Genomic DNA, 13,874 nt, shown 5'->3' with positions numbered 1-13,874 from the left:
CACTCCTCACCTCTCACTTCACCGTGATCCGGACCGAGCCGGTGGTCGTGTCGCCCTTGTCGTCGGTGACGGTCAGATGCGCCGTGTACGCACCCGCGCGCGCGTACGCGTGCTGGGCGTCGGCACCCTCCGTACCGTCCGGCTTGACGTTGTCCCCGAAGTCCCAGTGGTACGAGGCCGCGGTACGGCCCTCCGGGAGCTTCACCGTGCCCTTGAGCGCGACGGTGAGCGGCGGGGCTCCGCTCTGCGGTGTCGCGGTCACCGTCACCTTGGCACCGGCGTGCTTCTCCACCCCGGGCCCGTTGAAGTGCAGCCAGTCGACGGCGAACAGGTCGGGCTTGTCGGCGCTCCACTGCGGGTTGGTGAAGACGGCGTACAGCGGGAACGTGCCGTCGTAATCGGCGAGTTGGGTGGTGGGGGAGACCACGTTGCCCCAGCCTCCCGTGTTCGGTACGGACACCTTGCCGAGCAGCTCGCCTGTCGGGGAGCCCGCGCGGAACTCGACGTCGCCGCCGATGCCGCCCGACGCGGCGCCCAAGGTCACCGAGTCGACGCCCTTCAGATGCACGGGGTCGAAGGAGATCCAGTCCCCGTTCTCGATCTCGGTGAGCCGCTTGCCGCCCGACGCGTCCGCGCGGCTCGCGACCACGACGCCGTCGTGCGCGCCGCCCGTCTTCGTGTAGTGCTCGGCCTCACGGAACGACGTACGCAGCGAGAGGGACGCCGACCCCGTCAGCGCGGGCACACCGCCCGACCCGCCCTTGTCCTCGTACTGGGCGCTGATGCCGTAGTAGAGATTCTGGCCGGGACCGTGGCTGTCCCCCGCGTCCGTCACGATCTCCCCGGCGCACCCCGTGTAGTTGTCCAGCGGATGCAGGTGGGAGTCGTGGCCGAGCTGCGACTGGACGACGACGCGCGAACAGTCGATCGCACGCCCGTCCTCCCGGTCCGTCACCTTGATCTTGAACGGGATCGTGTCGCCGAAGCTGAACGTCCCGCCGTCCGGCGGCTGTTGGATCGTCACCTCTGGCCGCGTGTTCCCCACGGTGATGTCCTGAACGGCGAGTCCGGTGAGCCCCGTCGGGCCGGTCACCGTCAGCCGCGCCGTGAACACGCCGTTCTTCGTGTACGTGTGCTTCGGGTTCGCGTCGGTCGAGTCGGTGGTGCCGTCCCCGTCGAAGTCCCAGGCGTACGTGACCGGTTTGCCGTCCGGCAGGCCCGAGCCCTCGCTGGAGAACGTGACGGCGAGCGGAGCCGAGCCGCTGTCCGGCGCCGCCGCGACCCGTGCGTCCGGTAGCCGGCTGTCGGCGACATAGTCGATCCGGTAGATGCCGGAGCCCTCGTTGCTGCCGCCCCGGCCCGTACCGCTGCCCAGCCCGAAGTCGATGACGTACAGCGCCCCGTCGGGACCGAAGTCCGCGTCGAAGGGCTGGTTCCACTTCATGTCGCCGAACACGGAGTTGATGGACTGCAGATCGCCGGCCTTGGCAGGCGCGAACCGCGGATCCGTGAACGTCTGGTCCTTCTCCTGGATCGAGAAGGTCTTGAACCACTGCCGCGTGAGCTCGAAGTTGAACCACTTCCCGTCGAAGTACTCAGGGAACTTGGTCTTGTTCGGATTGGCCGGGTCGTATGCGTACACGGGACCGCTCATCGGGCCACCGCCGCCGGTACCGAGCTCCGGGAACTGCTCCGACGCGGAGTACGCGTACCAGACCGACGCCGCGTGCGCGGGCGGCAGGTCACGCAGGCCGGTGTTGTTCGGAGAGTCGTTCACGAGGTGACCGCAGTCGAACTTCGCCCCGGACTTCTTCGACTCGAAGTCGTAGTCGTTGAACGGGGTGTTGTCGCCGATGCAGTACGGCCAGCCGTAGTTCCCCGCCTTGGTGATGCGGTTGAACTCGACAGTGCCTTCGGGACCGCGGCCGGCCACCGCGTTGCGCGCGTCGGGACCGTAGTCACCCACCAGCAGCGCGCCGCTGACCGGATCGGTCGTGATCCGGAACGGGTTGCGCAGGCCCATCGCGTAGATCTCCGGGCGCGTCTTGTCGGTGCCGGGCGCGAACAGGTTCCCCTCGGGGACGCCGTACGTACCGTCGGCCTTCGGAGTGATCCGCAGCACCTTGCCGCGCAGGTCGTTCGTGTTGCCCGCGGTGCCCTGCGCGTCCCAGGCGCGTCGGCCCTCGCGCTCGTCGATCGGGTTGAACCCGTCCGAGGCGAAGGGGTCGGTGTTGTCGCCCGTCGCGATGTAGAGGTCACCCTTGTTGTCGAAGGCGATGGAGCCCGCCATATGGGAGTTGGCGCGCCCCTCGCCCCGCCAGGTCGGCAGGGTGAGCAGGCGCTTCTCCGACGCGGGGTCGACCTTGCCGCCCGACTCCGTGAACCGCGAGAGATTGATCCGTTTCTCGGTCTTGTCGGAGTTCAGCAGATAGAGCCAGTGGTTGTCCCGGAACTTCGGATCGAGCGCGAGCCCCAGCAGACCGTCCGACTGACTCGTCATCTCGGGCGTGTAGGCGAGGTCCAGCGCCGTGGTGACCTTCAGCGACTCCTGGTCGATGATCTTCAGCTTGCCGGTCCGCTGGATGAAGAACACGCGCCGGTCCGGGGCGACGGCCAGCTCGAAGGGGTCGGCGAGATCGGCCGTCGCGAGCGGGGTCCGCTGGAAGCTGCCGGTCCTGGTCGCCGAGCAGTCACCCGGCTTGTCACCGGCTGCCCACTGGATGCCGCCGAGGACGTGCTGGAGGAAACCGGCTTCCTGGAAAGCCGACTTGTCGTGTCCGCCCGCGGTGAACCAGGAGCGGCCGCCGTCGTAGTTCTGGCACCACGACCACGGGTGGTCGACGCCCTCGTCGAGGCCGGTGACCCCGTCACGCACCTTGATCTGCGCGAGCGTGTGCACCTTCCCGGTGGGATTGGTGCGCCAGTTGTACCACTCCTCCGTGCGCTCCCAGAGCTCCGGAAGCCCCTTCGTGGACGGGTGCGCGTGGTCGAGGACCTTGATCCGGCCCGTCTGTACGGCGGGATGCTGGTCGAAGATGGCCCCGACGAGCCCCTCGTACCAGCCCCAGTCCCGCTCGCTGGCGGACGCGGCGTGCAGCCCGACCCAGCCGCCGCCCCCGCGGACGTACTTCTGGAGGGCCGCGCGCTGGGCGGCGTCGAGCAGGTCGCCCTTCTCCGGCGTCGAGTTGGTGTTGTTGAAGACGATCGCCTTGAAGCGGGCGAGGTTCTCGTCGGTGAACGCGGCGGCGTCGTCGGTCGCCTCGACGTCGAAGCCGTTCTCACTGCCGAGCTTCTTGATCGCGTCGATGCCCGCCGGGATCGAGTCGTGCGCGTAGTTCGTGACCTTGGAGAAGACGAGTACGCGATACGAGGCGGCGGCCTCGGCGCGCGGCGGGGCCGCCAGACCGAGGCCGACGACGAGGGCGATCAGCGCGAGGAGCACGGTCCAGGGCGAGCACCTGCGCGGGCGCCGCGGACCGTGCGGGATTCGGGCGGCGGAGGTGCTGGGCGCGGGAGGACCGTGTCTCCCGGACGGTGCGGGTGTGGCGGAACTCGTAGAACTCATGGCGCTCCCTGGGCTGTTGGCCGGTGGGCCGACTCGGGCGTGCGGTGAGTGCTGCGGGAATGCCGGAGCGCCTGGAAGCCGAAGCTTAGAAAGCGCTTTCCCGATGGCGTCGTTCAGCGTAGGTTCCGGGCGGAGAGGGGTCAATGGGTCGGAACGGGCCGGGGATTCGGAACGAGGCGGGGGATTCGGAACGGCCTGGGGATGCGGACGGGGCGCAGTGATCGCCGGGGACCGGGGGCGGTTAACCTCGCGGGAGCCCGGGTCACGGTCGCCGTTGAAACGGTGGAGCGGGTGGCTGCCGCCGTCGAGCCGGTGAAGCGGGTGGGGGCTCGTTCGCGGGGACGGGGGCCCGGTGCCGGGGGCTTGAGCGGGTGGTCGGCCGGTCATCGTTCGCCGGGGCCCGGTGCCGGTGGCGCCTGAATCGGTGGGTTGGATGTGCGTTGTTCGCAGAGACGGGGCCCGGCGCCCGTCACGCCCCAACCAGTGGGCCGACTGCCCCGCGTATGCGCTCCGACCGGCGGCTGTCAGTGGCCTTGGCTACGGTTTCTTCCATGCAAGACGCCGACGACGTACGTTCCATCGCACTCGCCCTGCCTGAGGTGACGGAGAAGATCGCCTGGAGCATGCCGACCTTCCGGGTCGCGGGGAAGATGTTCGCCACGATGCCCGAGGAGGAGACCTCCATCGCTGTGCGCTGCCCCAAGATGGAGCGCGACGAACTTGTCCTCGCGGAGCCCAAGAAATTCTGGATCGCGGACCACGAGGCAGGCTTCGCGTGGGTGCGGGTGAGGCTCGCCGCGCTCGACGACAGCGACGAGCTGCGCGACATCCTCACCGACTCCTGGCGCCAGGCGGCCCCCGGCCGACTCCTGGAAGCCCACCCGGAGTTGGGCCCTCCGGAGCCGACGGACTGATATTTCCGGGACGATGTCAGTGCTGCGTGGCATGATCCGGCAGGGGTGGGGGACGCGGGGCCGCTGGGGCAGCCGCGCCCCCGGGGAGGGTGCGGGCAGGCATGGGCGGGTTGTCGAAGGAAGGGCCACGGGAGTCGGGGGAGGAGCGGGAGCCGGCCGGGGAATCGACTGGGGGGTGGAATCCTGGTCCTGGTCAGCCGAGGCGGCGGGGGGATTCGGCCGGGGGGTCGATTCCTGGTCGCGGTGAATCAAGGCGGCCGCGCGGCGGGATCTGGTCGCGGGACTTCGGACTGTTCTTCTCGGCGCGTGCCGTGGCCAAGCTGGGGGACACCATGCTCCCGGTCGCGCTCGCCGCAGGCTTGCTCCAGCACGGGTACGGCGCGGGCGCCGTCGGCCTCGCGATGGCCGCCTCCGTGGCGTGCTTCGCGGGGCTCGTCATCTTCGGCGGTGTCTTCGCGGACCGGTTCAGCACGCGACTGCTGATGATCGGCGCCGACGTCACGCGCCTCGTCGCCCAGTCCCTCGCCGCGGTCATGTTCTTCTCCGGGCATGTGGTGCTCTGGGAGATCTGTGTGATCGGCGCGGTGAACGGCGCGGCGTCCGCCCTCTTCCAGCCCGGCGTCGCCAGCACCGTCCCGCGCCTCGCCGCCGACGTACAGGCGGCGAACGGCGCGATACGCGTTGCCGAGTCCGTGGCGCAGCTCGCCGGCCCGGCCGTCGCCGGCCTGCTCGTCGCGTTCGCCTCGCCGGGCGTCGTCTTCGCGGCCCACGCGGGCACGTACGGGCTCAGTGCACTGTGCCTGCTGCTGCTCCGGCTGCCCGCGGCCCGGCCCGGCACCGAGGCGATTCGCGGCAGCGGGTTCCGGGCCGATCTCGTCGAGGGCTGGCGGGAGTTCAGATCGCGCACCTGGCTCTGGGGCGTCATAGCCATCTGGTGCGTGCTGATGATCGCCGCCTGGGGCCCGGCCGTCCCGCTCATCGCCACCCAGGTCGTCCAGGATCACGGCCCGCGCGTCTATGGCCTGGTCAACTCGGCGCTCGGCCTCGGCACCGTCATCGGCGGCGTGTTCGCCCTGCGGCTGCGCCCCCGCCGGATGCTGCGCGCCGGGGCCGTCGCCCTGTTCGGGTTCAGCCTGTTCCCGGCGACGGTGGGCGCCGGGCTCGGCGTGGAGTGGATGGCGGCGGGCGCGGTCGTCGCGGGCGCGGGGATGTCGTTCTGGGGCGTCATGTGGGCGACCAGCATCCAGACCCAGGTCCCGCGCGACGTCCTCAACCGCATCCACGCCTACGACGTCGCGGGCTCCCTCGCGATGACACCGGTCGGCCAGGCCCTCGCGGGACCCGCCGCCGGAGTCTTCGGCACCCGCCCCGTACTGCTCGCCGGTGGCGTGACGACCGTCCTCGTGGCGGCGGCCCTGCTCTCCGTCCCCGCGATCAGAGGCCTGATACGGGTCGACAGCACCGTGCCCGGCGGAAGCCCGCGCAAGGCGCCCGCTAGCCGCGAGCCCGCCCGCCGAGGAAGCCGCTGATCCGCTCCCGCAGCGACGCGGGGTCGAGGCCGTGCGCGGCCACATGCTCCTCGATCTGTCCGTACCGGCGCAGCTCACGGCGGCCCACACCGAGCCCCAGCACCCGGTGCGGCAGGTCGGCGAGCGCGTCGTTGGCGGCCGCCGTCGACGTACCCGCCAGATACGGCTCGACGATCACCACATCGGCGACGTCGGCCGCGCCCGCGGCACGCCGCAGCGCCCCGGCGTCGAAGGGCCGCACTGTCGTCGCGTAGAGCACGGTCAGGTCGAGGCCCTCCGTCGCGGCGAGGACCGCGTCGAGCATCGGCCCGACCGCGACCACGACACCGCCCCGGCCTTCGCGGACGGTCAGGAATCGCTCCCCGTCGACGGCGAGTGCCTCCCTGTTCGACTGCACCGAGAGGCGGACGTACACCCGGTCGTCACCGGCGCCGACCGCGTGCCGCAGCAGAGTCTCGGCCTCGTCCGGGTGGCCCGGCACATTCACGGTCCAGCCGTCGAGGGTGTCGAGCAGCGCCACGTCGCCCGGCGCCATGTGGGTGAAGCCGCCGGACGGCCAGTCGAAGGAGGCGGCGGCGCTCACCAGGACCCCGCCCACGTCCTGATGCCCGAGGTCGAGCTTCACCTGCTCGAAGGGGCGCTCCACCAGGAAGCTCGCGAAGGTGTGCATGACGGGCCGCAGTCCGGTCAGCGCGAGCCCCGCACCCGTTCCGATGAGCAGCTGCTCCCTGATGCCCACGTTGATCACCCGGTCCGGGTGCCTGCGCTCCGCCTCCACGAAGCGGTCCCGGCCGATCTCCGCGAGGACGACGGCGACCCGGGGGTCCTCGTCGAGCAGCCGGGAGACGACAGGGGCGAATCGATCACGCATGGTGTCCATGGCGCGGGTGTCCTTCCGGGGAAGAGAAAAGAGAACAGGAGAGAGAGGGGGTGGCGCGCGGCTCAGGCGCTCTTGGGCTCCACGCGGGCGACGACCACGCGAGGCCTTCCCGGGTGCGGCGCGGTGAAGGCCTCGTACAGTTCCTCGTGATCGCGCCCGTCGACGGTCGCGGCGGACCAGCCGGCCGCCTCGAAACGGGCGGCGATACCACCGGGCCGGGCGTGGCTGGCCGAAGAATTGTCGACGACGACGGTGTGCAGCCGGTCGAGGGCGGCCGGCCCGGCGAAGGCGATGGCCTCGTGATTGCTGCCCTCGTCCAGCTCGGCGTCCCCGATCAGCGTCCAGACGGCCGGTCCCGTAAGGCCCTGCGCGCGGAGCCCGAGCGCGGTCCCGACGGCGATCGGCAGCCCGTGCCCCAGGGACCCGCTCGCGATCTCCACGCCAGGGACGAGTACCCGGTCCGGGTGGTGCCCGAGCGGGGAGTCGTATGACCCGAAGCCGGGCAGCCACTCCTGAGGCACGAAGCCCTTCGCCGCGAGCACCGCGTAGTACGCCATGGGGCCGTGGCCCTTCGACAGCAGGAACCGGTCACGTTCCGGATCCCGCATGCCCTCGGGTGTCACCCGCAGCACCCGGTCGTAGAGCACCCAGAGGACATCGAGGGTGGAGGTCGCCGCGGGGCCGTGCTTCTCGTCGCCGGTCATGCGCCCCATGAGGGCCGGAAGGTCTGTGTAGCCGTAGGAGCCCGCCGTTGTACGTGCCGCTGTCGTTGTCATGACAGGAGCATGCAACCTCAAGTCAACTTGAGGTCAAGAGCGACCTGTCGCGCAGTGGCCGCGGAAGAAAGGAGTGCGCGACCACCGCTCCGAGTGCGGTATGGTTTCCGTGCGCGTTCGGCCAGGGGGAAAGCCCAGGTCAGACGAGCACCGGGACGTGGCGCAGCTTGGTAGCGCACTTGACTGGGGGTCAAGGGGTCGCAGGTTCAAATCCTGTCGTCCCGACAGTTCGAACGTATCGAACGTCGCAGGTGAAGGGCCGTTTTCATAACGGCCCTTTTTCTGTTTCCGGGCCCGCTCCCTGGGAGCGATGGGAGGGAGCGCGCTCGCTCCCAGTCCCCTTAACGGATTGCTCCCACTCGGGCCGCTGTCCACATATTCGATTTCTTGCCCATGTGTTCACATTCGTGTCCGTTTTGAGACTGTGGGGCTCGAAAAGTCATCGCTGCAGTTCAAGCGGCATGTCGGTACTCGTTGATTGCTCCGCTGAGGATCCGGGTGCGCAAGAGCTTGCGGGGCTCGAAACCATCCAGGACTGCTGGCTGTTCCTGGGCCTCGGGCGGTCGTTGATCGCGGGATCGGTGCGGCCGATGTCTGTTGTAGTGGTCCTGGTACTCGGCGAGGACCTGCCGGGCGTGGGCCTCGTTCAGGAGCAGAACGTGGTCGAGTGCCTCGCGGCGGATCGTGCCGATCACGCGCTCGCAGTGGGCGTTCATGCGCGGTGCCTGGGGTGCGCTGAGCAGCACGTCCATGCCTTCGGCTTCGAAGACGGCGTCGAAGGAGCTGGTGTACTTGCTGTCGCGGTCGCGGAGCACGAAGCGCAGCGACTCGACGCGGCTGCCCAGGTCATCGGCGAGATTGCGAGCCTGCTGGGTCGCCCACTGTGCGGTGGGGTGGGCGGTGACGCCGGTGATGTGGAGTCTGCGGGAGCCGTGTTCGAGGAACGCCAGCGCGTACAGCCGGCTGCCGGTGATCGTGTCGACGTGGAAGAAGTCCGCCGCGATGATCCCCTCGGCCTGCGCGGTGAGGAACCCGCGCCAGCTCGGGCCGGTGCGGCGCGGGGCGGGGTCGATGCCGGCCTTGTGCAGGATCTCCCAGACCGTGGACGGCGCGATCGGGTGCCCCAGTCGGGCCAGTTCGCCCTGGATCCGCCGGTGGCCCCACCGCGGATTCTCCTGCGCCAGGCGCAGCACCAGCTTCTTGAGCGCGGCCGCCGTGGGTGGACGCCCGGTGCGTCGGCGTCGGTCGGAGTAGTCCCACCTCTTGGCGATCAGCCTGCGGTGCCAGGCCAGTAGCGTCCCCGGCGTGACCGCGAAGACGCTGCTCCAGCAGCGGCGCGGTATCAGCGACGACAGCGCGGCCAGCCAGAACCGGTCCGCAGGCTCGTAGCGGACCGGACCGTTGAGTTGTCGTCGCAACACCGAGTTTTCGTGCTGCAGCACCAGCAGTTCGGCGTCCTTGGCTGTGTCCCGGCGCAGCAGGACCGCGGGTATGGACAGCAGCGCCCGGGTGGCCCGGTACAGCATCGAGATGATCACACGCGCAGCATCCCAGCCACTGCGGAGGGCCTGGCACGTAGCCTCCCACCTGCAGCGATGACTTTACGAGCCCTACACGGTCTCCGGCTCCTCGTGGGCAACGTCGTTGGGCACCAACGAATCCGTCAACGCGTGATGGAATGCCTCCACTCGCTCACGAGGTGCCACAGTGTGGAGGTCGAGCAGCAGCACACAGCCTCCCAGAAAAACTACCCTCGCCGCATCGGTGAGCAGCACCGATGCGGCAGATTTCCAGGTGGGGAGTTTGCGTCGCCCCGTCGCGTCGTCCTGCGAACGGAGGGGCCGACTATTCCACCCGCGCCCTCTTCTTGTCCGGTAGCGCACAGCGCTCTTCTCGGCGGACCTGAGGAAGAAGGCGGCACCGGTACTTTTGACCCGTCACCGCTGCAGGCGGCTGGTGCAACTCAGAGGTCAGAGAAGGGTCGGACCCGCCAGCGGGCCCACGGTCAGACCGACGGAGCACACCGGCGTCGGCCCAAGAACTCTCGGACGCACCGGGCCTTCGAGGATGCGCCGCGACGGAAATCGCCCCAATCCGACATGAGTCAAGTACGTCAGGAGCCAGCTTGTCCCGTACCTATCCTCGCAAGTTCTCTCGTTCCGAGACCACACGGGCTGAGGCTTTCAGTGACGGGGTGTTCGCCATTGCCGTCACGCTTCTGGTCCTCAATCTCGCTGATCCGCCGCACAATCCGGGCGGCCTTGGCCGGGCTTTGCTGACTCAGTGGCCTGCCTACCTCGGCTACCTGGCTTCCTTCGGCTATGTTGCGGTGATCTGGCTCAACCACCACCAGGCTTTCGTCCGCATCAGGGCCATGGACCGCGGACTGCATGCCGCCAACCTGTTTCTCCTGCTCACCACGGCGGCACTCTCCTTCCCCACGGCGGTGGTCGCGGACGCACTGCAGAACGACCTCATGGACTCCGATGCGCGGGTGGCCGTGGCTCTCTACGCCGGCCTCGCCGCAGCGATGTGCCTGAGCTGGGTGGCCTTCTACCAACAGATCGCCCGGCGACCCGAGCTGCTGGCCCCTGACGTGGAGGACACGTACGTACGGCACGGACGGCTTCGCTCGTGGACCGGAGCCTTCGCCTACACCGTCGCCGGGCTTCTCGGGTTGTTCGTCGCACCGTTGCTGGCGATCGCGGTGTTCGTCCTCCTCCCGGTCTTCTACTTCGTCACCAGCGAAGGCCTGCCCGGCGGGCGGGACGGGTCCTCCTGACACAGCACTCGACCGGTAGTGCGCTGTCGTGCCAACTCCTGGGCACAGGGAGCAAAATCGGTCGGTCGGATCGGTCGTAGCTTCAAGGTGTGCCGAGCCGCGGAGGCGGTGGGCGCGCTACCGATTGCTTCGAGAGGACCCCTCATGTTCGACATCAACAAGGTGCAGGCCGCCCCGAGTAAGGATCTGCTCACGCCCGACAACTCGGTCATGCTCTTCGTGGACCACCAGCCGCAGATGTTCTTCGGCACTGGCAGCGGCGACCGTGCCGCGATCATCAACAGCACCGTCGGTCTCGCCAAGGCGGCCAAGGCGTTCGATGTTCCGGCCGTCCTGACCACGGTTGCCGCCGAGTCGTTCTCCGGGCCCCTGCTGCCGCAGCTCGCCGAGGTGTTCCCTAAGAACGAGATCATCGACCGCACCACCATGAACGCCTGGGAGGACGAGGCGCTCGTCGCGGCGGTCAAGGCGACCGAGCGCAAGAAGATCATCCTGTCGGGTCTGTGGACCGAGGTCTGCCTGGTCCTGCCCGCGCTCTCGGCGCTGGAGCAGGGGTACGAGGTGTACGTCGTGACCGACGCCTCCGGTGGCGTCAGCCCGGCCGCCCACGAGCACGCGCTGCAGCGGATGATCGCCGCCGGCGCCGTCCCGGTGACCTGGGTCCAGGTCCTCCTGGAGCTCCAGCGCGACTGGGCGCGCCAGGAGACGTACGGCGCCGTCATGGAGATCGTCAAGGCCCACGCGGGCGCGTACGGCCTGGGTGTCGTGTACGCGCAGTCGGTCATCGGCGCGCACGCGGCCGGCTGACCCCTGTGGACACCGGCATTCTGATCCTGCGTCTGCTGGTGGGACTGCTCGTCGCCGGCCACGGTGTGCAGAAGGTCAGCCGGCACCTGGGCGGCAAGGGACTTGAGGGCGGTACCGAGGAGTTCCGTGGCGACGGCTTCCGCGGCGGTGCCCTCACCGCCCTGGCGGCGGGCGGTGGTCAGATCGGATCGGGCCTGCTGCTCGCCGCCGGCCTCCTGACCCCGCTCGCCGCGACGGGCACCATCGGGGTCATGACGGTCGCGCTCACCGTGAAGTGGCGCCACGGGCTCTGGGTGCAGAACGACGGATACGAGTACCCGCTCGTCCTCATCGGCACCGCCGCCGCCCTCGCCGCCACCGGCCCCGGCGCCTGGTCCCTTGATGCGGTCCTTGGGCTTATGTCTTACCCGCTGTGGTGGGCCGCTCTCGTGCTCGTGGCCGGGCTCGGTAGCGGACTCCTCACCCGGCTCGTCCTGCACCGGACCCCCGCCGCCCCGGCGATCGCCGAGCGCTGAGCGCGAGCAACGCAGACCGGGTCCGGCCGCCCGTGTACCCCCGACCGGGCGGCCGGGCCCACCCACTCACCCACTTCTCCCTGTACAGGAGCACCCGATGGACATCCTCACGACCCCGCACGGCGGCGGCCAGCCGCTGCTGCACCAGAAGGGCGCCGAGACCCAGACGTTCGGCACGCTCAAGCAGCTGCCGATCGGCCTGGGCCACGACACCCGCCTGTATGCCTGTCAGCGGCTGAACCGCGTCCTCGCCGACACGCAGATCCTCTACTCCCTCTACAAGAAGCACCACTGGCTCATGCGCGGGGCGACCTTCTACTCGCTCCACTTGATGCTGGACAAGCACGCGGACGCCCAGCTCGCCATCGTGGACGCGCTGGCCGAGCGGGTCCAGAGCCTTGGCGGCGTCGCCGTCGGGGACCCGCGCCACGTCGCGGAGCTGACGTCGATCCCCCGGCCGCCGGACGGTGTCGAGCCGGTGCCCGTCATGCTGTCGCGGCTCCTCGACGCGCACGAGCGGATCCTGATCGACGCCCGCGATGCCGCCGCCCGGCTCTCCCACGAGGGCGACGAGGGCGGCGCCGACCTGCTCGTCTCCGAGGTGATCCGTACCGGCGAGGCGCAGGTGTGGTTCCTGGCCGAGCACCTCGTCGACACCCCCCTGGTGCACGGCTGATGGACACGTACGACGTCGTCGTGGTCGGCGGCGGGCCGGGCGGCGAGGTCGTCGCCGACCGCGCCGTCCGGTCCGGGCTCACCGCCGTCGTCGTTGAGGCCGAGGCGGTCGGCGGCGAGTGCTCCTACCGCGCGTGCGTTCCGAGCAAGGCCCTGCTGCGACCCGGCGCCGCCTTGGCCGCGGCCCGCGCCGTCGACGGGGCTCGGCAGGCGGTCACCGCGCCCCTCGACCCGGCGCACGCCCTGGCCCGCCGTGACCGCTTCACCGGGCGCGGCGACGACACCGGCCAGGCCGAGTGGCTCGACGGTGCGGGCATCGCGCTCGTACGGGGGCACGGGCGGCTTGCCGGTGAGCGCCGGGTGGAGGTGACTGGGGCCGACGGCACGGTCAGTACGCTGCGGGCCCGGCGTGCGGTCGTGATCTGCACCGGCACGGAACCCGCCCTTCCGCCGGTCGAAGGGCTCGACCGGATCGGTGTGTGGACCAACAGGCAGGCCACCACGGCCGACGCGGTGCCCGAGCGGCTCGTCGTCATCGGCGGGGGAGTGGTGGCCTGCGAGACGGCCACCGCGTGGCGCTCGCTCGGCTCCTCCGTCACTCTGCTGGTCCGCGACCAGGCCTTGCTGACCGGCTGGGAGCCCTGCGCGGGCGAAGAGGTCACCCGGGGGCTGAGTGATCTGGGCGTCACGATCCGCTTCGGGGTGTCGGCCGTCCGGGTCGCCCGTGACGAGGGCACCCGCACGGTGACCGTGGACACCGACGACGGCACCGCCCTCGTCTGCGACGAGGTCCTGGCCGCCGTCGGCAGGCGCCCGCGGACCGCGGACCTCGGCCTGGACTCCGTCGGCCTGCCGACAAGCGACTGGCTCCCGGTCGACGACACGTGCCGGGTCACCGCGGTCGAGGGCGAATGGCTCTATGCCGTCGGCGACGTGAACCACCGTGCGCCGCTGACTCACATGGCCAAGTACCAGGCGCGCGCCGGCGCGGCGGCGATCGCCGAGCGAGCCGCGGGGCGCCCGACCGTCACCGGCGGCCGGCAGCCGTGGAGCGCGGAAGCCGACCATTTCGCCGTCCCGCAGGCCGTCTTCACCCGTCCCGAGGTCGCGAGCGTCGGCCTCACGGAACGCGCGGCACGCGAAGCGGGTCTCGCGGTGCGCACGGTGGAGTACCGCATCGACGACGTCGCCGGCGCCGCGCTCCACGCGGACGACTACCGCGGCCTCGCCAAGCTCGTCGTCGACGAGACCCGAGGAGTCGTCGTCGGCTGCACGCTCACCGGCCCCATGGCGACCGAACTCATCCACACGGCCACGGTGGCCATCGTGGGCGAGGTCCCCCTGGAGCGCCTCTGGCACGCCGTGCCCGCCTTCCCGACGGTGAGCGAGGTCTGGCTCCGGCTACTGGAGGCGTACGGCCTCTGAGGTGAG

The 13,874-nt window shown here is 70.2% G+C and carries 11 protein-coding genes and 1 tRNA gene; 8 read left to right on the top strand and 4 right to left on the bottom strand.

The features are described 5' to 3' along the window. Positions 1 to 13: 13 nt before the first annotated feature. Entirely contained in the window at positions 14 to 3,565 is a 3,552-nt protein-coding gene (locus ACWIGU_RS01220; protein WP_454396168.1) for a ThuA domain-containing protein, read from the bottom strand. Positions 3,566 to 4,116: 551 nt separating this feature from the next. On the opposite strand from ACWIGU_RS01220, the gene ACWIGU_RS01215 reads away from it, so the two are divergent. Together ACWIGU_RS01215 and ACWIGU_RS01210 are read left to right on the top strand one after the other, a co-directional pair. Next, the gene (locus ACWIGU_RS01215; protein WP_454396166.1) at positions 4,117 to 4,479 is read left to right on the top strand and encodes an MmcQ/YjbR family DNA-binding protein; all 363 of its coding nucleotides are present in this window, start codon (positions 4,117 to 4,119) and stop codon (positions 4,477 to 4,479) included. Between the two features lie 101 nt (positions 4,480 to 4,580). Next, the gene (locus tag ACWIGU_RS01210; RefSeq protein ID WP_454396164.1) at positions 4,581 to 6,008 is read left to right on the top strand and encodes an MFS transporter; all 1,428 of its coding nucleotides are present in this window, start codon (positions 4,581 to 4,583) and stop codon (positions 6,006 to 6,008) included. On the opposite strand, the gene ACWIGU_RS01205 is transcribed toward ACWIGU_RS01210, so the two are convergent. Next, positions 5,974 to 6,888, bottom strand: coding sequence for a transketolase (locus ACWIGU_RS01205; RefSeq protein WP_454396163.1), 915 nt, complete (start codon positions 6,886 to 6,888; stop codon positions 5,974 to 5,976). The two genes, ACWIGU_RS01210 and ACWIGU_RS01205, sit on opposite strands and share 35 nt — an antisense overlap. A gap of 62 nt (positions 6,889 to 6,950) precedes the next feature. Then, positions 6,951 to 7,664 (bottom strand): transketolase, encoded by a 714-nt coding sequence (locus tag ACWIGU_RS01200; protein WP_454396161.1) that lies wholly within the window; start codon positions 7,662 to 7,664, stop codon positions 6,951 to 6,953. Between the two features lie 151 nt (positions 7,665 to 7,815). Between ACWIGU_RS01200 and ACWIGU_RS01195 the strand changes: the two genes are divergently transcribed. After that, positions 7,816 to 7,889, top strand: a tRNA-Pro gene (locus tag ACWIGU_RS01195). 227 nt (positions 7,890 to 8,116) lie between these two features. Here the strand turns inward: ACWIGU_RS01195 and ACWIGU_RS01190 are convergent. Continuing rightward, the gene (locus ACWIGU_RS01190) at positions 8,117 to 9,202 is read right to left on the bottom strand and encodes an integrase core domain-containing protein (RefSeq protein ID WP_454396159.1); all 1,086 of its coding nucleotides are present in this window, start codon (positions 9,200 to 9,202) and stop codon (positions 8,117 to 8,119) included. 587 nt (positions 9,203 to 9,789) lie between these two features. Between ACWIGU_RS01190 and ACWIGU_RS01185 the strand changes: the two genes are divergently transcribed. The 5 genes from ACWIGU_RS01185 (at position 9,790) to ACWIGU_RS01165 (ending at position 13,868) form a co-directional block, all read left to right on the top strand. After that, positions 9,790 to 10,446 carry a TMEM175 family protein gene (locus ACWIGU_RS01185; protein WP_454396157.1) on the top strand — a complete coding sequence of 219 codons (657 nt, stop codon included), beginning with the start codon at positions 9,790 to 9,792 and terminating at the stop codon, positions 10,444 to 10,446. A 144-nt stretch (positions 10,447 to 10,590) separates the two neighbouring features. After that, entirely contained in the window at positions 10,591 to 11,253 is a 663-nt protein-coding gene (locus tag ACWIGU_RS01180; protein ID WP_454396156.1) for a hydrolase, read from the top strand. A 5-nt stretch (positions 11,254 to 11,258) separates the two neighbouring features. Further along, entirely contained in the window at positions 11,259 to 11,768 is a 510-nt protein-coding gene (locus ACWIGU_RS01175) for a DoxX family membrane protein (RefSeq protein WP_454396154.1), read from the top strand. A gap of 97 nt (positions 11,769 to 11,865) precedes the next feature. After that, entirely contained in the window at positions 11,866 to 12,444 is a 579-nt protein-coding gene (locus ACWIGU_RS01170; protein WP_376596572.1) for a Dps family protein, read from the top strand. Continuing rightward, positions 12,444 to 13,868, top strand: coding sequence for a dihydrolipoyl dehydrogenase family protein (locus ACWIGU_RS01165; RefSeq protein WP_382473141.1), 1,425 nt, complete (start codon positions 12,444 to 12,446; stop codon positions 13,866 to 13,868). The genes ACWIGU_RS01170 and ACWIGU_RS01165 overlap by 1 nt, the downstream gene beginning before the upstream one ends. Positions 13,869 to 13,874: the final 6 nt, after the last annotated feature.

The organism is Streptomyces sp. NPDC055400 (genome assembly GCF_053644375.1).
This window is presented reverse-complemented; position numbering and strand designations above follow the sequence as displayed.

Bases quoted from the DNA above. Each gene is read 5' to 3' on its own strand.
- ACWIGU_RS01200 (WP_454396161.1), bottom strand. From the start codon at position 7,664: ATGACAACGACAGCGGCACGTACAACGGCGGGCTCCTACGGCTACACA.
- ACWIGU_RS01220 (WP_454396168.1), bottom strand. From the start codon at position 3,565: ATGAGTTCTACGAGTTCCGCCACACCCGCACCGTCCGGGAGACACGGT.
- ACWIGU_RS01170 (WP_376596572.1), top strand. From the start codon at position 11,866: ATGGACATCCTCACGACCCCGCACGGCGGCGGCCAGCCGCTGCTGCAC.
- ACWIGU_RS01165 (WP_382473141.1), top strand. From the start codon at position 12,444: ATGGACACGTACGACGTCGTCGTGGTCGGCGGCGGGCCGGGCGGCGAG.
- ACWIGU_RS01205 (WP_454396163.1), bottom strand. From the start codon at position 6,888: ATGGACACCATGCGTGATCGATTCGCCCCTGTCGTCTCCCGGCTGCTC.
- ACWIGU_RS01210 (WP_454396164.1), top strand. From the start codon at position 4,581: ATGGGCGGGTTGTCGAAGGAAGGGCCACGGGAGTCGGGGGAGGAGCGG.
- ACWIGU_RS01180 (WP_454396156.1), top strand. From the start codon at position 10,591: ATGTTCGACATCAACAAGGTGCAGGCCGCCCCGAGTAAGGATCTGCTC.
- ACWIGU_RS01215 (WP_454396166.1), top strand. From the start codon at position 4,117: ATGCAAGACGCCGACGACGTACGTTCCATCGCACTCGCCCTGCCTGAG.